The 19,020-nt window shown below is 69.4% G+C and carries 16 protein-coding genes and 1 riboswitch; of the genes, 9 read left to right on the top strand and 7 right to left on the bottom strand.

The window, feature by feature from the left end:
• Nucleotides 1-40: 40 nt before the first annotated feature.
• Nucleotides 41-2,218 carry a malate synthase G gene (locus IU449_RS02165; RefSeq protein WP_195000286.1) on the bottom strand — a complete coding sequence of 726 codons (2,178 nt, stop codon included), beginning with the start codon at nt 2,216-2,218 and terminating at the stop codon, nt 41-43.
• A 227-nt stretch (nt 2,219-2,445) separates the two neighbouring features.
• On the opposite strand from IU449_RS02165, the gene IU449_RS02160 reads away from it, so the two are divergent.
• The 4 genes from IU449_RS02160 (at nt 2,446) to IU449_RS02145 (ending at nt 5,759) form a co-directional block, all read left to right on the top strand.
• Entirely contained in the window at nt 2,446-3,186 is a 741-nt protein-coding gene (locus IU449_RS02160) for an SDR family NAD(P)-dependent oxidoreductase (RefSeq protein ID WP_195000285.1), read from the top strand.
• A gap of 19 nt (nt 3,187-3,205) precedes the next feature.
• Nucleotides 3,206-3,844 carry a TetR/AcrR family transcriptional regulator gene (locus IU449_RS02155; protein ID WP_195000284.1) on the top strand — a complete coding sequence of 213 codons (639 nt, stop codon included), beginning with the start codon at nt 3,206-3,208 and terminating at the stop codon, nt 3,842-3,844.
• 2 nt (nt 3,845-3,846) lie between these two features.
• Complete coding sequence (locus tag IU449_RS02150; protein WP_195000283.1) at nt 3,847-5,136, top strand: acyl-CoA dehydrogenase family protein; 1,290 nt, start codon at nt 3,847-3,849, stop codon at nt 5,134-5,136.
• A gap of 95 nt (nt 5,137-5,231) precedes the next feature.
• Nucleotides 5,232-5,759 (top strand): DM13 domain-containing protein, encoded by a 528-nt coding sequence (locus IU449_RS02145; protein ID WP_195000282.1) that lies wholly within the window; start codon nt 5,232-5,234, stop codon nt 5,757-5,759.
• A 17-nt stretch (nt 5,760-5,776) separates the two neighbouring features.
• Here IU449_RS02145 and IU449_RS02140 read toward each other — a convergent pair whose 3' ends face one another.
• The gene (locus tag IU449_RS02140) at nt 5,777-6,547 is read right to left on the bottom strand and encodes a winged helix-turn-helix transcriptional regulator (RefSeq protein ID WP_195000281.1); all 771 of its coding nucleotides are present in this window, start codon (nt 6,545-6,547) and stop codon (nt 5,777-5,779) included.
• 98 nt (nt 6,548-6,645) lie between these two features.
• Here IU449_RS02140 and IU449_RS02135 point away from each other — a divergent pair, with 98 nt between their 5' ends.
• The 4 genes from IU449_RS02135 to IU449_RS02120 all read left to right on the top strand — a co-directional run bounded on the left by IU449_RS02135 (nt 6,646) and on the right by IU449_RS02120 (nt 11,380).
• Entirely contained in the window at nt 6,646-8,166 is a 1,521-nt protein-coding gene (locus tag IU449_RS02135; protein ID WP_228803646.1) for an acyl-CoA dehydrogenase family protein, read from the top strand.
• A 531-nt stretch (nt 8,167-8,697) separates the two neighbouring features.
• Nucleotides 8,698-9,240: an HNH endonuclease gene (locus IU449_RS02130; protein ID WP_195000280.1), complete on the top strand. Its 543-nt coding sequence runs from the start codon at nt 8,698-8,700 to the stop codon at nt 9,238-9,240.
• A gap of 56 nt (nt 9,241-9,296) precedes the next feature.
• The gene (locus IU449_RS02125; RefSeq protein WP_195000279.1) at nt 9,297-9,569 is read left to right on the top strand and encodes a WhiB family transcriptional regulator; all 273 of its coding nucleotides are present in this window, start codon (nt 9,297-9,299) and stop codon (nt 9,567-9,569) included.
• Between the two features lie 143 nt (nt 9,570-9,712).
• A complete protein-coding gene (locus tag IU449_RS02120; RefSeq protein ID WP_195000278.1) occupies nt 9,713-11,380 on the top strand; it encodes a VWA domain-containing protein in 1,668 nt (555 codons plus the stop codon).
• 128 nt (nt 11,381-11,508) lie between these two features.
• Here the strand turns inward: IU449_RS02120 and IU449_RS02115 are convergent, their stop codons facing one another.
• Nucleotides 11,509-12,414: a virginiamycin B lyase gene (locus IU449_RS02115; RefSeq protein ID WP_195000277.1), complete on the bottom strand. Its 906-nt coding sequence runs from the start codon at nt 12,412-12,414 to the stop codon at nt 11,509-11,511.
• Nucleotides 12,407-13,888, bottom strand: a complete 1,482-nt coding sequence (locus IU449_RS02110) for an ABC-F family ATP-binding cassette domain-containing protein (RefSeq protein ID WP_416382147.1) — start codon at nt 13,886-13,888, stop codon at nt 12,407-12,409. Before IU449_RS02110 ends, IU449_RS02115 begins: the two co-directional genes overlap by 8 nt.
• Nucleotides 13,889-13,954: 66 nt before the next feature.
• Between IU449_RS02110 and IU449_RS02105 the strand changes: the two genes are divergently transcribed.
• Nucleotides 13,955-14,578, top strand: a complete 624-nt coding sequence (locus IU449_RS02105) for a TetR/AcrR family transcriptional regulator (RefSeq protein ID WP_228803645.1) — start codon at nt 13,955-13,957, stop codon at nt 14,576-14,578.
• Here the strand turns inward: IU449_RS02105 and gcvP are convergent.
• From gcvP to IU449_RS02090, 3 genes are all read right to left on the bottom strand, one after another.
• On the bottom strand, nt 14,566-17,388 hold the full coding sequence (gcvP, locus tag IU449_RS02100; protein ID WP_195000274.1) for an aminomethyl-transferring glycine dehydrogenase: 2,823 nt from the start codon (nt 17,386-17,388) through the stop codon (nt 14,566-14,568). The two genes, IU449_RS02105 and gcvP, sit on opposite strands and share 13 nt — an antisense overlap.
• Before the next feature lie 169 nt (nt 17,389-17,557).
• Nucleotides 17,558-17,654: riboswitch (glycine riboswitch) on the bottom strand.
• Nucleotides 17,655-17,753: 99 nt separating this feature from the next.
• The gene (locus IU449_RS02095; RefSeq protein WP_228803641.1) at nt 17,754-18,311 is read right to left on the bottom strand and encodes a MerR family transcriptional regulator; all 558 of its coding nucleotides are present in this window, start codon (nt 18,309-18,311) and stop codon (nt 17,754-17,756) included.
• Between the two features lie 204 nt (nt 18,312-18,515).
• Entirely contained in the window at nt 18,516-18,989 is a 474-nt protein-coding gene (locus IU449_RS02090; RefSeq protein ID WP_195000272.1) for a bifunctional nuclease family protein, read from the bottom strand.
• Between the last annotated feature and the right edge of the window lie 31 nt (nt 18,990-19,020).

The following is a 19,020-nucleotide window of genomic DNA, read 5'->3' as shown; positions in this document are numbered from 1 at the left end:
AAGAGCTGTAGCAAGCTACTTTTCAATCACCGAACATCACTCACTTGCACGCGGCCTTGGCCTCACGGCGACGACGGTGCAGGATCGGCTCGGTGTAGCCGTTGGGCTGGGTGGTGCCCTCCAGGATCAGCTCCTTGGCGGCCTGGAACGCGATGCTGCCGTCGAAGTCCGGCGACAGCGGGCGGTAGTTGGCGTCACCGGCGTTCTGGCGGTCCACCACCGGCGCCATCCGCTTCAGGCTGGCCACCACCTCGTCCTCGGTGACGATGCCGTGACGCAGCCAGTTGGCCATCAGCTGGCTGGAGATGCGCAGCGTCGCACGGTCTTCCATGAGCGCGACGTCCTTGATGTCGGGCACCTTCGAGCAGCCGACGCCCTGGTCGATCCAGCGCACCACGTAACCCAGGATGGACTGCGAGTTGTTGTCCAGCTCCTGCTGCTTCTCCTCGGCCGTCCAGTTCGGGTCGGCGGCCAGCGGGATCTCCAGGATCTGGTCGACGGTCGCGCGCGGGCCGCCCTTGGCGATCTCGGTCTGTCGCTTGAACACGTCCACCAGGTGGTAGTGGGTGGCGTGCAGGGTGGCGGCGGTCGGCGAGGGCACCCACGCGGTGTTGGCGCCCGCCTTCGGGTGCACGATCTTCTGGGCCAGCATGTCGGCCATCAGATCCGGCATGGCCCACATGCCCTTGCCGATCTGCGCCTTGCCCGACAGGCCGGTGATCAGGCCGGTGTCGACATTCCAGTCCTCGTAGGAGGCGATCCACTGCTGGGCCTTCATGTCGGCCTTGCGGACCATCGGCCCGGCCTCCATGGAGGTGTGGATCTCGTCGCCGGTGCGGTCGAGGAAGCCGGTGTTGATGAACACCACGCGGTCCTTGGCGGCGGCGATGCAGGCCTTGAGGTTGACCGTGGTGCGGCGCTCCTCGTCCATGATGCCCACCTTGAGGGTGTGGCGCGGCAGGCCGAGCACGTCTTCGACGCGGTCGAACAGCTCGTTGGCGAAGGCCACCTCGTCGGGGCCGTGCATCTTCGGCTTCACGATGTAGACCGAGCCGGTGCGGCTGTTCTTGAGAGCGACGTCCTCGCGCAGCGAGTGCTTGGCGATCAGCGAGGTGACCAGGCCGTCGAGGATGCCCTCGGGCACCTCGTTGCCCTCGGCGTCGAGGATCGCGTCGGAGGTCATCAGGTGACCGACGTTGCGCACGAACAGCAGCGAACGGCCGTGCAGGGTCAGCTCCGAACCGTCGAGCGCGGTGTAGACGCGGTCGGGGTTCATGGTGCGGGTGAAGGTCTTGCCGCCCTTGGCGACCTCTTCGGCCAGGGTGCCGGTCATCAGGCCCAGCCAGTTGTGGTAGCCGAGCACCTTGTCCTCGGCGTCGACCGCGGCGACCGAGTCCTCGAAGTCCATGATCGTGGTGACGGCGGACTCGAGCACGATGTCCTTGATGCCCGCGGTGTCGGTGCTGCCGATCGGAGACTCGGGATCGATCTGGATCTCGATGTGCAATCCGTTGTGCTTCAGCAGGATCGAGGTCGGCGAGGCCGGATCGCCGAGGTAGCCGACCAGTTGCGAAGCATCGGCCAGGCCGATCTCGGTGCCGTCCTCCAGACCGACTTCGAGCTCACCGTCGACGATCTTGTAGGAGGTCGAGCCGATGTGCGAACCGGTGATCAGGGTGACCGCGTCGTCGAGGAAGTTGCGCGCCCACTCGATGACCTTGTCGCCGCGGACCCGGTTGTAGCCCGAACCCTTCTCGGCGCCGCCGGTCTCCGGGATGGCGTCGGTGCCGTACAGCGCGTCGTAGAGCGAGCCCCAGCGCGCGTTGGCGGCGTTGATCGCGAAGCGCGCGTTCATCACCGGCACCACCAGCTGCGGGCCCGCGGTGGTGGCGATCTCGGCGTCGACGTTCGCGGTGCCGATGGTGAAATCGGCGGGCTCGGGCCGTAGGTAACCGATCTCGGTGAGGTAGTTCTTGTAGGCGGCCTTGTCGTAGCCTGCGCCCGGGTTCTCGCCGTGCCAGGCGTCGAGCTTGCCCTGGATCTCGTCGCGCTCGGCCAGCAGGGCGCGGTTGCGCGGAGCCAGATCGTTGATCACCTGCTCCGCACCCGCCCAGAACGCGGCGGAATCTACGCCGGAGCCGGGCAGTGCCTCGTTCTCGATGAAGTCGTGGAGAACCGTGGCCACCTGGAGCCCGCCGACCTGAATCCGCTCTGTCATCTACTGCCTCATTTCCGAGAAGCCGGGTGGGAAAGGACGGCCTTCATATTACCCACCGGTAGTCGGCCACTTTGCCAGGGCCGAGGGCGTAGCTGCGGATTGGCGGGAGCGGGCTCTTGCTCTCGGCGGCCGGCCGCTTTAATGTACTGATCGGAACATTTACTTCGGAACATGTCCGTGTTCCGATCTTCTCCGCGTTCCGCTCTTCCCCGATCGAAGGAGTGCCGGTGCCCCTCACCGACAAGGTCGTCCTCGTGACCGGCGGCAGCCGCGGCCTCGGCAGACAGATGGCGCTGGCCTTCGCCGCCGCGGGGGCCGACGTCGTGATCGCCAGCCGCAAGTTCGACGGCTGCGCCGAGCTCGCCGCGCAGGTCCGCGAACAGCACGGACGCCGCGCGCTGCCGGTCGCCGCCAACATCAGCGACTGGGCGCAGTGCGACGCCCTGGTCGAGGCGGCCTACGACGAGTTCGGCCGGGTCGACGTGCTGGTCAACAACGCGGGCATGTCGCTGCTCTATCCCAGCGTGGACCAGGTGAGCGAGGCGATGTTCGACAAGGTGATCGGGGTGAACCTCAAGGGCCCGTTCCGGCTGGCGGCCCTGATCGGCACGCGGATGGCGGCGGCAGGCGGCGGCAGCATCATCAACATCTCCTCGATCGAGGCGGCCGAGCCGGAGCCACTGGCGGTGCCCTACGCCGCGGCGAAGGCGGGCCTGAACGCGCTCACCGCGGGCCTCGCGCAGACCTTCGGACCCTCGGTGCGGGTCAATACCATCCAGTGCGGCCCGTTCGCCACCGACATCTCCGCGGCCTGGTCCGAGGAGATGCGCGCCGAGCTCACCCGGCGCAACGCGCTCGGCCGAGTCGGCGAGCCGCACGAGATCGTGGGAGCGGCACTGTTCTTCGCCACCGAGGCGTCCTCCTTCGCCACCGGCGCCACGCTCGCCCTCGACGGCGGCTGGCGATGACGGCCGGGACGGCGCGGCGATGACCGACGCCGCGCCCGCGCGCCGACGCGGCCGCCCGCCCGCCGCCACCTCCGCGCCCGGCGACACCAGGGCGCGGATCATGGAGGCCGCCGTGGAGTTGTTCGCGGAGAAGGGTTTCCACGGCACCGGCGTGGCCGAGATCGGCGACCGGGCGGGCGTGCAGCGCGGCGCGCTCTACTACCACATCGGTTCCAAGGAGGAGCTGTTGTGGGAGATCCTGCGCGACTACACCGAGCTGATGCTCGCCGATGCCGACCGCATCGTCGCCGCGGGCGAGGACCCCGTCACCACGCTGCGCCTGCTGATCCACAGCCACGTGCGCCTGATCGTCGCGCACCGCCGCCAGGTCGCCATCCAGCTGCGCGACGTGACCGCGCTGACCGGCGAGCGCGGCACGCAACTACAGGACCTGCGCGACCGCATCCAGCGGCAGTGGCAGGGCACGCTCGACGCGGGCGCGGCGGCGGGCGTGCTGCGCACCGCCGACCACGTCGTCACCAACAGCCTGCTCGGCATGTTGAACACGGTGGTGCTCTGGTACCGCCCGCACGGCGGCCGCACCCCAGAGGAGATCGCCGACATTCTCGCGAGCACCGTTCTCGACGGTGTCCGCACCGACCCCGACACGAAAGGCTGACCATGGCTTGGGATTTCGAAACCGATCCGGAGTTCCAGAAGAAACTGGACTGGGCCGCGGAGTTCGTCCGCACCGAGGTGGAGCCGCTGGACCTGATCTACCCGAACCCCTACGACCGCACGGACAGAGAAGCGATGGCGTTGATGCGCCCGCTCAAGGAGAAGGTCAAGGAGCAGGGTCTGTGGGCCTGTCACCTCGGCCCGGAGCTCGGCGGTCCCGGCTTCGGCCAGATGAAGCTCGCCCTGCTCAACGAAGTGCTCGGCACCTCCGTCTGGGCGCCATCGGTGTTCGGCTGCCAGGCCCCCGACTCCGGCAATGCCGAGATCCTCGCCCACTACGGCACCCCGGAGCAGAAGCAGAAGTACCTGCAGCCACTGCTCGACGGCGAGATCGGCTCCTGCTACGTGATGACCGAACCCACCGGCGGCTCGGACCCGACGCTGTTCACCACCACCGCCGTGCGCGACGGTGACCACTGGGTCATCAACGGCGAGAAGTGGTTCAACTCCAACGCCCAGTTCGCCTCGTTCCACATCGTCATGGTGGTCACCAACCGCGAGGTCAGCCCCTACCAGGGCATGTCGATGTTCATCGTGCCCGCCGACACCCCCGGCCTGGAGATCGTCAAGAACTTCCACGTCCCCGGCTTCAGCGAGCACGAGGGCCACCTGCGGTTCACCGATGTGCGGGTGCCCGCCGACCACCTGCTCGGCGAAGAGGGCCAGGGCTTCATCGTGGCCCAGACCCGTCTCGGCGGCGGCCGGGTGCACCATGCCATGCGTACGGTCGCCCTGGTGCGCAAGGCCTTCGACATGATGTGCGAGCGCGCGGTGTCGCGGCAGATGCGCAAGGGCCCGCTCGCGGGATTGCAGATGACCCAGGAGCGCATCGCCGACAGCTGGATCGAGATGGAGCAGTTCCGGCTGCTCGTGCTGCGCACCGCCTGGCGCATCGACAAGGAACAGGACTATCTTGCGGTCCGCAAGGACATCGCCGCCATCAAGGTCGCCATGCCGAAGGTCATGCACGACATCGCCCAGCGCGCGCTGCACCTGCACGGCGCCATCGGCGTCAGCACCGACCTGCCGTTCGTCGACATGCTCACCTACGCCGAGGTGATGGGCCTGGCCGACGGTCCGACCGAGGTCCACAAGGTCACCCTCGCCAAAGAGGTGCTGAAGAACTATGAGCCCGGCGACCAGGTGTACCCCAGCGGGTACCGCCCGGCGCTCGAGGAGAAGGCGCGCGAGCTGGTCGCCCAGCGGCTCGAACACATCGTCGGCAACCTCTGACGGATTCACCGACCCGCGAAAAACAGGTATGGCGGCAGGGACACGGGGCGGACATGATTGCCTGAGGCGTTTCGCACCCGACCCGGGAGGACAGTATGCCTTCGGCCCGTTCCCTCGCCCGCTCGCCGATCACCTGGGCGCTCGTGGTCGTCGCGGCGATCGTGCTCGTGGCCGCCACCGTCGTATTCGAGCCGTGGCGGTTGTTCACCTCCACCACGGTGGAGGAGCCGGCGCCGACGGCGGCGGTCGCCGGCGACGATCCCGCCGAGCCGCGGGTGCTGGCGCGCGGCGCGTTCATCTCCCATGAGCACGCCACCTCGGGCACGGTCGTCGTACTCGGCCTGGCCGACGGCTCCCGCGTCCTGCGCGTGGAGAATCTGGACACATCCGACGGTCCCGACCTGCACGTCTGGCTCGCCGCCGCACCTGTCCTTGCGGGCAGGGAAGGCTGGCACGTGTTCGACGACGACGAGCACGTCGACCTCGGTCAGCTGAAAGGCAATCGCGGCGATCAGAACTACCCGGTCCCCGCCGAGGTGGATCTCGCCGCCGTGCCGAACGTGTCGATCTGGTGTGACCGCTTCGACGTCTCCTTCGGCGCGGCCGAACTCGCGCTCACCTGAGCCCAGTCCTGCCCAAGTCAGGCGCTGACTTCGGCGTGCAGCGGTGTCGCGAAGTACGGCGCGACCGGGCTCAGGCGCAGCACCTCGGGCATCCGGCGGGTGAGCGCGGAGGGGCCGGTGAAGGTCAGGCGGCCGGAGCGCATGGCGTGCAGGATCGGCATCCGGCCCAGCCAGACCTGATAGAGCGAACCGACGTCGGAGACGATGGTGGCATCGACGTCGAACCCCGGATCGGTCACACACACCGAGGGCGCGCCGCGGTCGACGACGATCCAGTAGCGGCGGTGATCGTCGGTGAAGCGCACCGCGAACACTTGGCGGTGCCCGGGCAGGGCGGAGGTGTCCAGCCGTGTGTGCATCCACCACACCAGCAGGTCGGGGTCCATCTCGGTGGGGTCGGGCTCGCCGAAAGTCCATTTCGCGCCCCATTCGGCCAGGCCGAACAGGATCGGCCCGAGGTCGCGACCGGACTCGGTGAGCACATAGTGCGCGCCGGTCTTGTTCACCAGCCCGGCGCGCTCGAACTGCCGCAGCCGCTTGGCCAGCAGACTGCGCGACAGGCCGGGAAGCCCGCGCGCCAGATCGTTGAACCGGGTGCTGCCGAGCACCAGGTCGCGCAGGATCAGCAACGACCAGCGCTCGCCGAGCAGTTCCAGGGCACGCGAGATCGGGCAGTACTGGCCGTAGCCCGCGCTCACGTTCGGCGCGACCGAATTCCCAGGCGCACCGGTCGAATCAAGCGCGGTCGGATCCAGCTGGGTCGGGTTCAGCGCGGTCGGATTCGTCATGAGGCCTCCACCTGGCGAGTCCGCCGGTCCTGTTCGTGCACCGGAGGAGTTCATTTCCTGGACTATCCGGTTATCGCGCTGGTTCCTAGCTTCGAAACATGACCACTACCGCTGCCTCCCCGACCCCCGAATCCACGCCGGCCACCACCGCCGGCCCGAACCCGGCCGAGGCCGTCATCCCCGCCGCGTCCCCCCGCACATCCGACCCGACCGCGGAGCCGACCACGAGGGTGCGCGCCACCAACGGCTCGACGCCGACCACGACCACCCCTTCGACGCCGACCATCACGCTCCCTGAGCCGCCCCGGACCGCCGCAGTCGCCACCGCCCCCACGACCGTCGCGCCCGGCCCGGCCGTCGTCGGCACTGCGACCACCGGAGCCACCCCGGCCACGCCAACCACCAACACACCCACCTCCACCACGACCACCCGGACAACAGGCACCCCCACCTCGACCGCTACGGCCACCGATGCCGGTCCGGCCGTCGCGGTGACCGGTCCCGAGCACACCACCGCCGACTGGGTGGACCGCGCGCGCATCGTCGGCGAATCCCTCCGCCCCGAGGTCGCCGAGCGCGACCGCACCGGCGAGCTGTCCCGGACCGCCTTCGACCTGCTGCGCGACCACGGCCTCTCCGCCGCGGGCGTGCCGACCGAGTTCGGCGGCGGCGGCGCGACGCACACCGACGTGGGCACGATCCTGCGCGAACTGGGCCGCCACGATCCCTCGACCGCCGTCGCCTTCGCCATGCACTGTCATCTGGTCGCAACCCAGGTATGGCGGCACAAGCACGGCGCGGACGCCTCCGGCGTGCTCGGCAAGGTCGCCGCGGGTGCGATCCTGGTCAGCACCGGCGCCTCGGACTGGGTCGCCTCCAACGGCCACGCCGAGCGGGTCGAGGGCGGCTACCGGGTCTCCGCTCGCAAGGCGCCCGCCAGCGGCTGCGAGGCGGGCACGATCCTGGTGACCAGCGTCCGCTGGGACGGCGCACCGGAAGGTCCGCGCGTATTGCACTGCGCCGTACCGTTTTCCGCGCCCGGCGTGCGCATCGAGCAGACCTGGGACACGCTCGGCCTGCGCGCCACCGGATCGCACACGGTGGTGCTCGAGGACGTGTTCGTCCCCGACGTGGCGGTCTCGCTGATCCGTCCCGCCGATGTCTGGCCGCCGCTGCTGAACACGGTCATCGGCGCGGCGATGCCGCTCGTCACCGCCGCCTACCTCGGCATCGCCGACGGTGCCGTGGACACCGCGCTCGCCATGACAGCAGGCCGCACAGACCCGCATGTCGTGCAGACCGTGGGCGAGCTGGCCAATGTGCACACCACCGCCGCCGACCTGATCGCGGCCATGTTCACCGATTCCGACGACCTGGGTTTCGACAACACCGACGCGCACGCCGCCCGCACCCTCAGCCGCAAGACCGTCGCCGCCGATCACCTCCTGACCACCGTCCGGCTGGCCATGGAAACTGTCGGTGGCCTCGGCTACTCCCGCGGCTGCGACATCGAACGCCGCTACCGCGACGTGCACGGCATCCTGTTCCATCCTCTGCCCCGCGCCAAGCAACTGCGCTTCACCGGAAACGTCCAACTCGGCCACAGCCCGCTGGGGTGAGCCGACAGATCACTCAGCCGACGAACCCCGACGCCGCACCCGTGAACCGACGCACGGGTGCGGCGTCGTTTTCGGTCGAGACCCGCTCAGCCGCCGAGCATGTGCCGTGGTCGCCGAGCGACACGGCGATCGGGGCATCTCCCCGTCCGGCCGGACGAGCGGCCGTCGAAAAATGAGGCGACAATCCCTTCTTATCCGTGCCACCATGGCATTCCACGCCGCTCACCCCACCGGGGGGACGGAGCGCCGAGCACGGGGAAGGGGGTGGCCGATGCCGTCGAATCGACTGATCGACGCGAAACCGAGTGCACTGCACCGCGAACACGGGTACGGCCGTCAGCCGTTCCCCACGATGTGCCGGGCAGACGCCCGGGACGCCGATCGCTGACCGCGATCACCTGTGCGCGTCCGTTCCTGACATTCCGTACCCCTCTCCCCGACGATCGCCGACGGCATCACCCGCCGTCCCGGCGCCGATCACCGCAGCCCCGTCGTCAGCCCATGATCTCCGCACGAAACCTGGTGAGCCCGATGCCGTTCAGCTCCGCCACCACCACGGTGGCCATCACCGCAGACAACTGGATACACAGCCGTGTGCTGCTGCTCAACGCCTCCTACGAGGCGCTGGACGAGGTCACCGCCGACCGGGCCGTCGTGCTGCTGATCAGCGGGGCGGCCGAGTCGATCGCCCACCGCGAGCCCTACCTCCCGATCCGGTCGCAGCGGCTCGAGATCGCGCTGCCGCAGACCATCCGTCTGCTGCGGTACGTCTTCCTCGAGCACGCGGTGACCCTGCGCGACGACAGCCGCGCCACCCTGGCCGGCATCCTGCGCCGCGACGGCAACCGGTGCGGCTACTGCGCGGACTGGGCGCGCACCGTCGACCACATCCGCCCACGCAGCCGGGGCGGTCCCAACACCTGGGACAACCTCGTCGCCTGCTGCGCGCCCTGCAACACCCGCAAGGCCGACCGCACGCCGGAGGAGGCCGGGATGCGGCTGCTGTGGCAGCCGAAGGCACCCGACCACCTGGGCAAGCGGCAACGTCAGATCTGGAGGCAATTGCCGGCGTAGCCGACTGCGCACGCCCGGCACAGCCGACAGCGGCACACAGAGAGGAGACCGCCGTCATGTCTGTCCGAACCCTGCCCACCGCGGCCCAGCGGGTCCTCGCCGACCTGCTGCCGTTGTCCGACGCGCGGGACTGGCATCGCGCCGCCTGCCGCGGCGATCCCAACCACGATGCCTGGTTCCCGTTCCCGTCCGAGGACTTCGACTACGCCCGCGCCATCTGCGCGAGCTGCCCCATCCGGACCGCCTGCGGTGAGTTCGCCGCCGAGACCGGGCAGTCGGGGGTCTGGGGCGGTTCGGAGTTCGACCGGGGGCACCTGGTGCGCGACTGATCCGGTCCGCGATGCGTCAGGCCCGGCGAGGCGAGGCGCTCGCCTGCCGGGTCTGATGCGGTTGACCTGGCGATTCCCCCGTCCGCGGGCGACTGCCTCCCTCGACGTTCGTCACACGGCGCGTGACCATACACTTACCGGCCGTGGGTACACATCGCAGCGACAACGGATCCAGAGGCATCAGCAAGGGTCCGGTTCTCGCCGTGGTGGCCCTGTTGCTGTTGGTCGTGGCGGTCTTCGCGTGGTTCCGGTTCCAGGATCGAGCGGCCGACCGCGACAGCGCGGCGGCGGCCGAGTGCGTGGAAGGCGAAGCGGTCGTCGACGTCACGGTCGATCCCGATATCGAGGCGCCGGTACGAGCGGTCGCCGAGAAGTACAACGCCACCGAACCGATCGTTCGCGATCACTGCGTGCGGGTCTCGGTCCTCGCGCGGCCGTCGGCGGCGATCGCGGAGGCGTTCCGCGCGGGCGGCGCGTGGGACGAGGGCGAACTCGGCCCGCAGCCGGTGTTGTGGATTCCGGACTCCTCGCGTTCGGTGGAGTACATGCGGGTGCCCGGCCTGATCGCCGGTGAACCCTCGCCCATCGCGTCCACCCCGATCGCGCTGGGCGTGCCCGAGCAACTGCACGCCGCGCTGACGCTCGCACAGGTCGCGTGGGCGGATCTCGCCCGGTTCCAGCAGGGCACGCTCGACGAGCTGGGCTTGTCCGGATGGGGCGGGTTGGGGCTGGCGCTGCCCGGTGGCGATGCGAGCCTGGCGGTCGCGATGTCGGTCGCCGCGGCGGTGTCCGGCGAAGAGCCGTTGACAGAATCGGGCGCGTCCTCGGGGCAAGCGGTCGCCGCGGTGTCCGGTCTCGCGGTCGGCGCTCCGGAATCCACCGACGTGGCCTCCGCGCTGGCCGCGGCAGGCGGCGCGGGGTCGGGCGTGCACGCGGTGACGGCCACCGAACAACAGATCGCCGGACAACCAGGGCTGATCGCCTACCGCCCGGTCGGCACCACCGTCTACGCCGACCACCCGGCCGCGCTCATGTCGGGACCATGGGTCGATCAGACCGCGAACCTGGCCGCCGGGATGTTCATCGACTATCTGCGCCACCCCCAGCAAGCCCAGTTCTTCAGCTCCGCGGGCTTCACCGCGACCCCGCCTCCCACCGGTGCGGGTGCGAATCGCGCCGCGCTGGAGACCGTCCGCGCCACCCTGGACAATCCGGTCCTGGGCGTGCATGCGACCGTCCTGCTCGACGTCTCCTCCTCCATGTCGACCGCCGAAGGCGCGACAACCCGCCTGACCAATGCCCTCGGCGCGCTGCGGTCCACCCTCACTGTCATGCCGCCGGACTTCGGCTTCGGTCTCTGGACCTTCGGCAAGAACCTCGACGGGAGCACGCCCTACGAGGTGCGGGCCGAGACCGCCACGCTCACCGACACCCAGCGCGCCGCCGTGGACGAGGCGCTCGGCGGAGTCGAAGCCACATCGACCGCCGCCGACCAGGCGTATCCGTCGCTGCTGGCGGCCTACCGCGCGGCGATCGAGAACTACGAAGCCGGACGCACCAATTCGATCCTGCTGATCACCGACGGCCCCGACGACGACTCCTCGCTCACCGGCGCCGCGCTGCTGTCGGCGCTGACCGAGGCAGCGGATCCGCAACGCCCGGTCCGCCTCGACGTGATCGCGATCGGCGGCGACGGCTCCGAGTCGCTGAAAACGGCCGCTGGCCGGACCGGCGGCACCTACACCCAGGTCACCACGTCCGACGACCTGAGCTTCGGCACCGCCGTGGTGCAGGCGCTGACCACCACCTAGCCGGAGATCGGGCCGGGGCGACGAGTCCCGGTCGGCAAGCGCCAGGCGGTGTCCGGCCGCACCGCATCAGGTGCGGCCGCGCCCCGGAGGCGATCCGGCTGCCCAGCGCGCTCGGGCCCAGCCCGACGTCACCGAGTCGTGTCCGGGCGCACCCGCACGAGGGCACCCGACTCCATCGCGACCCAGATCGAGCCGTCGGGCGCGACGGTGAGACCGTGCGGTTCCGCGCCGGGGAGCGCCGACCCGGTGACCGCGCCGTCCACGGTCATCCGGCCCAGCCGCGACGACGCCCACTCGGTGAACCACAGCGCACCGTCGGGACCGGCGACGACGGCGTGTGGCTTCGCCGCGCGATCCGGCAACGGGAATTCGATGACCGGACCGTGGGTGGCGACTGTGCCGTGAGCGGCAACCGCGTCGTCGGAACCGGCTGCGCCTCTGGCAGGGATGTGGCCGAGCTGCCCGGCGCCGATCTCGACGAACCAGGCGCCGTCCCCGCGGACGGTGATCCCCACCGGCGCCGCGGCTTCGGTGGGCAGTGACTGGACCGAGAGCCCTCCTGCCGCGGTGATCCGGCCGATCGCGTTCGCCTGATTCAGGGTGAACCAGACCGTGCCGTCGGGAGCTGCGGCGATCGTCGACGGCATGCCCTCGACGGTGTACCGGTCGAGCGCGCCGGCCGGATCACGACGCACCACCGCGTTCGCGTTCACCTCCGTGTACCAGAGGGCACCGTCCGGGGCGAGGCACAGGCCGTACGGGGAGTCGGCGGGAAGGTACTCGCATGCGCCGCCCGACCCGATCCTGCCGATCCGGTTACCGCGAAACTCTGTGAACCACACGTCATTTCCGTGCGCGATGATGACGGTCGGCGACCCGTCGGCGGGCTCGAGCCCGAACATCTCGAGCCGTGAGCCATCCCATCGTGCGATCGCTCCGCGCTCGGCCAGCGTGCACCAGACCATGCCCGCCGCATCCACGGCGACACCGTACGGACCGCCGTCGACCTCGACGACTTCCACGATCTCAGGCAAACTCGCCCACCTCCTTGTGCGTCCCCCGGAACCTGCGCCGCAGCCCACGATCGTGCGTGACGACGACGAGTGCGCCCCGATAGTCGGCCAGCGCCTGTTCCAGTTCTTCCACCAGCCGCAGGGACAGGTGATTGGTCGGTTCGTCGAGCAACAGCAGGTCGTGCTCCCCCGCGATCAGGCGGGCCAGTGACAGCCTGCGCCGCTGCCCTTCCGACAACGCGCCGACCGGCTGGTCCAGCGCGTCCGCCCGGAACAGCCCGGTCGTCAGCAGTGCCGAACGGGAACCGCCGTAGGCGTCGACCACACTGTGCCGCGGATCGAAGCTCTCTTCCTGCCGGAGATAGCCGACCCGCCCGGACACCGTCGCGTACATCCGGTCGAGCAGCGTCGACTTGCCGGACCCGTTGGGCCCGTGGATCAGCAGGCGGTCCCGCGGGCCCAGTGTCAGCACACCCAGCTCGAAACGGACCGGGCGCGCGGCGCGAAATCCCCCGCCGAACCGCAACGGTTCCGGCGGCCGCGGCACCGGATCGGCCTCCAGCCTGCGTACTTTCTCGACCGCCTGGCGCACGCGCGAGGACACCGAATTCTGCACCCGGCCCGCATGCCGGTCGTAGGCCATCTTGTTGTTGTCGCGCTGCGCCCGGCCCACCGCGACCCGGTGCGCGGTGTCGCGGGAGAACTCGCGCAGCCGGGCGATCTCCGCGCACCAGCGCGCGTAGTCCTGCCCCCACCGATGCCGTGCGGCCGCCTCGGCTGCGAGCAGATCCGAATAGCCGCCACCGAAACGAGTGAGGCCGCCCTCCTCGACGAGCACCACCGCGGTCGCCACCCGGTCCAGGAAGACCCGGTCGTGCGATACCACGACGACCGTGCCGTGGTGCCCACGCAACCGGTCCTCCAGCCAGGTCAGCGCGGCGTCGTCGAGATGGTTGGTCGGCTCGTCGAGCAACAGGATCTCCGGGGAGGAGGCCAGCAGGCAGGCCAGCGCCAGGCGTGCGCGCTCGCCGCCGGACAGGGTAGCGACGGCCCGATGCCGGTCCAGGTGCCCGAGACCGAGGCCGTGCATCGCCTGCTCGACCCTCAGGTCGGCCTGGTAGCCGTCGCGCGCTTCGAACACGGTGAGCAGTTCGCCATAGGCTTCCATGTCCTGCGCCTCGGCGGCCCGCTGCATGGCCAGGGCCGTCTCACGAATATCCGCGAGTGCGACATCTACCGCGTCACCGACGGTTTCGGCATCGAGAGTCTGCTCGAGATGGCCCGTGCCACCGGACGCGAAGCAGACGACCTCACCTTCGTCGGGCGCCTCGATCCCGGCCATGATGCGCAACAGCGTCGACTTCCCCGAACCGTTCTCGCCGACGATACCCACCCGCTCACCGGGGGCGATCGACAGCGATACCGCGTCGAGGACGACGCGCGGGCCGTAGGACTTCCCGACATTGCGCAGGGTCAGTTGAGTGGTCAGTCGAATCTCCAATCGCTACTTGTGTAGCATTAAGATACGACAGTCGAACAACTAATGCAACAGGAGTTGTCTTTGGAAACTTCGAGGCGACCCGGCGGACGCAGCGCACGGGTCCGCGACGCCGTCCGGCAGGCGACGCTCGACGAACTGGTGGCTCATGGATTCGCGGGACTGACCGTGGAGAACGTGGCGCAGCGCTCAGGCGTGCACAAGACGACCGTCTACCGTCGCTGGCGTGATGCGGCCGGCCTGGTCACCGACGCGCTCGAACTGGCCGCCGACGAGCCGTGGCCGCTGCCCGACACGGGTGCTTTCGGCACGGATCTGCGGGCGCTGACCGCGCTCTTGCACACCGGCTTCGCCGATCCCGCCGCGGGACCGGTCGCGACCGCCTTCGTCACCGCGGCGCTGCAGAGCACCGAAGCGGCCGAGGCGTTACGGGAGTTCTACCGCGCCAGGCATCGGCAGTGCGCGGTGATCGTCGCCCGCGCGGTCGAGCGTGGCGAACTCTCCGCCGAAATCGACGCCGAGGCGGTGATCCGCCAAGCCCTCGCCCCGGTCTTCCACCGGCTGCTCATCACTCACGAGCCGGTCGACGAGGCGTTCACGCGCCGCGCCGCCGACATCGCGGCCGCCGCGGCCCGCGCCGGACTCCTCGATCGAGAGTCCGGCGCGACGGCGGATCACTGCGTGTAGGCCTCCGGCGGCGGGCAGGAGCAGACCAGATTGCGGTCGCCGAACGCACCGTCGATGCGCCGCACCGACGGCCACACCTTGGCCCGGCTGTGCCCCATCCCCCGGGGATAGACGGCGATCTCGCGAGAGTACGGGTGGTCCCACTCACCGACCATGCATTCGGCGGTGTGCGGCGCTCCGCGCAGCGGATTGTCCTCGACCGGCCACACCCCCGCGCCGACCTGATCGATCTCGGCGCGGATGGCGATCATGGCCTCGACGAACTCGTCGAGTTCGGCCAGGTTCTCGCTCTCGGTCGGCTCCACCATCAGGGTGCCCGCGACCGGGAAGCTCATCGTCGGCGCGTGGAAACCGTAGTCGGCCAGGCGCTTCGCGACATCGTCGACGGTGACGCCGGTGTTCTTGGTGATCTCGCGCAGGTCGAGGATGCACTCGTGGGCGACCATGCCGTTCTCGCCGGTGTAGAGCACCGGGAAGTACTCGTCGAGGCGACGGGCGAGGTAGTTGGCCGAGGCGATCGCCGCCAGCGTCGCCCGGCGCAGGCCCTCGGCGCCCATCATGCGGATATAGGCCCAGGTGATCGGCAGAATCGAGGCCGAGCCGTAGCGAGCGGCCGAGACCGCGTGCGAGCCCGGCTCGAGCGGATCGCCCGGCAGGTACCGCGCCAGATGCGAGCGCACGGCGACGGGGCCGACGCCGGGACCACCGCCGCCGTGCGGGATGCAGAAGGTCTTGTGCAGATTGAGGTGGCTGACGTCGCCGCCGAACCGGCCCGGTCTGGCCAGCCCGACCAGGGCGTTGAGGTTCGCGCCGTCGACGTAGACCTGCCCGCCCGCGTCGTGCACCAGCGCGCACAACTCGGCGACCTCGTGCTCGTAGACGCCATGAGTGGACGGGTAGGTGATCATGATGCAGGCCAGCCGCTCGGCGTGATCGGCGATCTTCGCGCGCAGGTCGTCGAGATCGACGTCGCCGTTGTCGCGGCATTTCACCACTTCGACACGCAGTCCCGCCATCGCCGCGGAGGCGGCGTTGGTGCCGTGCGCACTGGACGGAATCAGACAGATGTCGCGATGGGTCTCGCCGCGATCGAGGTGATAGCGGCGGATCGCCAGCAGACCGGCGTACTCGCCCTGGCTGCCCGCATTGGGCTGCAGGCTCACCGCGTCGTAGCCGGTGATCTCGGCCAGCCAGGTCTCGAGATCCGCGACCAGCTTCAGCAGACCGGGGGCGTCCTCGACCGGAGCATAGGGATGCAGCTTGCTGAAGCCGGGCCAGGTGATCGGCTCCATCTCGACAGTGGCGTTGAGCTTCATGGTGCACGAGCCGAGCGGAATCATGCTGCGGTCCAGGGCGATGTCCTTGTCCGACAGCCCGCGCAGGTAGCGCAGCATGGCGGTCTCGGTGCGGTAGCGGGTGAACGCCGGATGGGTGAGGTAGTCCGAGGTCCGATCCTCGACCCCGGCGACACGATCACCACCGACCGCCGTCGGCTCGGTCTCGGCGACGCCGAACGAATCGAGCACGGACTCGATGTGCGCATCGGTGGTGGCCTCGTCGCAGGCCACCGCGACGTGATCGGCGTCGACGAGGCGCAGGTTGATCCCGCACGCCGCGGCCTTGGCGACCACGGCCTCGGCCTGGCCCGGCACCCGGGCCAGCACGGTGTCGAAGAACCGGTCGTGCACCAGCGCGTCACCGAGGGCGGCCGCGAGGCGCTGGGCTCGCGCGTGCACCCGCCGCGCGATCTCGCGCAACCCGTCGGACCCGTGGTAGCTCGCATACATCGCGGCCAGGACCGCCAGCAGCACCTGGGCGGTGCAGATGTTCGAGGTGGCCTTCTCCCTACGGATGTGCTGCTCGCGGGTCTGCAGCGCGAGCCGGTAGGCGGCATTGCCGTCGGCGTCCTTGGACACCCCGACCAGCCTGCCCGGCAGCTGACGGGCGTGCGCGGTGCGCACCGCCAGATACCCGGCATGCGGACCGCCGAAGCCCATCGGCACGCCGAAGCGCTGGGTGGTTCCGAAACACGCGTCGGCGCCCTGCTCGCCGGGCGGGGTCACCAACGTCATCGCCAGCAGGTCGGCGCCGACGGCGACCAGCGCACCACGCTCGTGCGCCGCCTCGATCAGCGACGACCAGTCGACCAACCGCCCCGACGCGCCCGGCGTCTGCACGACGACGCCGAAGAACGCACCCTCGGGCAGCCCCTCCGATGCCAGATCGGCTTCGACGATCTCGATCCCCAGCGGCTCGGCGCGGGTGAACAGCACGGTGCGGGTCTGCGGGAACAGGTCGGTGTCGATCACCAGCCGGGCCGAATGCGACCTCCCCGCCCGGCGAAGCAGCGTCATGGCTTCGGCGGCCGCGGTCGCCTCGTCCAGCATCGACGCGTTGGCGACCGGCATGCCGGTGAGGTCCGCGACCATGGTCTGGAAGTTGAGCAGCGCCTCGAGGCGGCCCTGGCTGATCTCGGGCTGGTACGGCGTATAGGCGGTGTACCAGGCCGGGTTCTCGATCAGATTGCGCACCAGAACGGGCGGAGTCAAGGTGTCGTAATAACCCAGACCGATCATCGACGTCGCGACGGTGTTCGCGGCCGCGAGCGCCGACAGCTGGGCCAACGCCTCGTGCTCGCTCACCGCAGGTGGCAGCGCGGCCAGCGGGCCTTCGGCGTCGTCGAGGATGCCGGCGGGCAGCGCGGCGGCGGCCAGCGCGTCGAGGGATCCGACGCCCACGACGTCGAGAATCCTGGCCAGTTCGTCGGCGTCGGGGCCGATATGGCGGTCGGCGAACGATGATCGGGTCACGGCGGCAACTCCCAAGGCGGGGCGGGGTCGACCAGGTCGACGGTTTCCTGCCCTCCCCCTCTGTCGCTGCTGCCTGAGAGATTCGGGAACCGGGCGTGCTGCCGAGTCCCTTTCCCCGTGGGCGGGCGCTACCGCGCCGAGGCACGGATCACCGCTTTCCAGAGGCGTCGAAGGTCGTACGGTCCTGGTGCCTGAGAGATTGACGGGGAGGTGCTGCTCCTTCGGCGCCCGGTTTCAGCAAACCGGGACTCTCCCGCACGACGCGACGCCCACCCAGTCTAGGCCGGGTGTCTGTGAATCGACGTGCCGGAGACCATGTCGCGCTCGTCACTGTCCGCGAACATCCGGCGAACGCCGATGTACGCCTATCCGGTGGCGCGATTCATCCGCGCCTTGCGGCGGTAGGACAATTCGTCCTCGGGCCGCTCGGTGACCGCCGCGGCACGTTCGGCCGGGAAATTCGCGATGATGCCGGTCAGTTCCCGCATCGCACCGCTGACCGCGATTCCGAACACGCCCTGCCCGCCCTGCAGTAAGTCGACGACTTCCTCCGGCGAGGTGCACTCGTAGACCGACGTGCCGTCGGAGAACAGCGTGATCCCGGCCAGATCCTCCACGCCACGGCTGCGCAGATGATCGACCGCGATGCGAATGTTCTGCAGCGAGATACCGGCGTCGAGCAGCCGCTTGACGATCTTCAGGACCAGAATGTCCTTGAACGAATACAGCCGCTGACTTCCCGAGCCCGCCGCGCTGCGAATCGAGGGCACGACAAGTCCCGTGCGCGCCCAGTAATCGAGCTGACGGTAGGTGATGCCCGCGACCTGACACGCGCTGGGAACCCGGTACCCGACCAAATCGTCCGGCACCGCATCGTTGGGGAACAGGCCTGGCTGTACCACATCCCGCGATTGCTCTGCCATTGACCACTCCCTTGCTCCGCCGACGCCTGGCCCCATCGATGACCCGACTCCGTTAGCGACCGACGCTCACCATCCGCCGGATTCCACCGACAGCGACCACGGCCCGACTATCGAGATTACTCCCGTCGATTCTCCGGGCACCGGTGTCGTCGGACCAAACGCGACGCGCGGTAAAAGTCTCAGGCTGTACTTCAGGTAGAGAAATCAGCCGTCGGTCGCCTTGAAATCGTCCGGCGATACCGAGTCGAGGAACTCCTTGAACTTCTCGACCTCGTCCTCGCGCTCGTCGGGCATGACCAAGCCCGCTTCCTCGAGCACCGGCTCCTCGGCATAGATCGGGCAACCCACGCGCAGCGCGATGGCGACCGAATCCGAGGGCCGCGCGGAGATCCGCACGTCGTTCTCGAACACCAGATCGGCGTAGAAGGTGCCCTGCTTGAGATCGATGATCCTGACCTCTTTGAGCGTATGCCCGAGTTCGGTGATCATGATCTTGATCAGGTCGTGCGTCAGCGGCCGTACCGGGGTCACATGCTCCTGTTCGAGCACGATGGCCGCGGCTTCGGCCTGCCCGATCCATATGGGCAGATACCGCTCCCCGGACACCTCCCGAAGCAACAGCACCGGCTGGTTCTGTGGCTGCTCGACGCGGATGCCGATCACACGCATTTCACTCATGCCACTGCCTCCCATAATCGCCGACCGCCCG

Source organism: Nocardia higoensis (assembly GCF_015477835.1).
Classification (GTDB): Bacteria; Actinomycetota; Actinomycetes; order Mycobacteriales; family Mycobacteriaceae; genus Nocardia; species Nocardia higoensis_A.
This window is presented reverse-complemented; position numbering and strand designations above follow the sequence as displayed.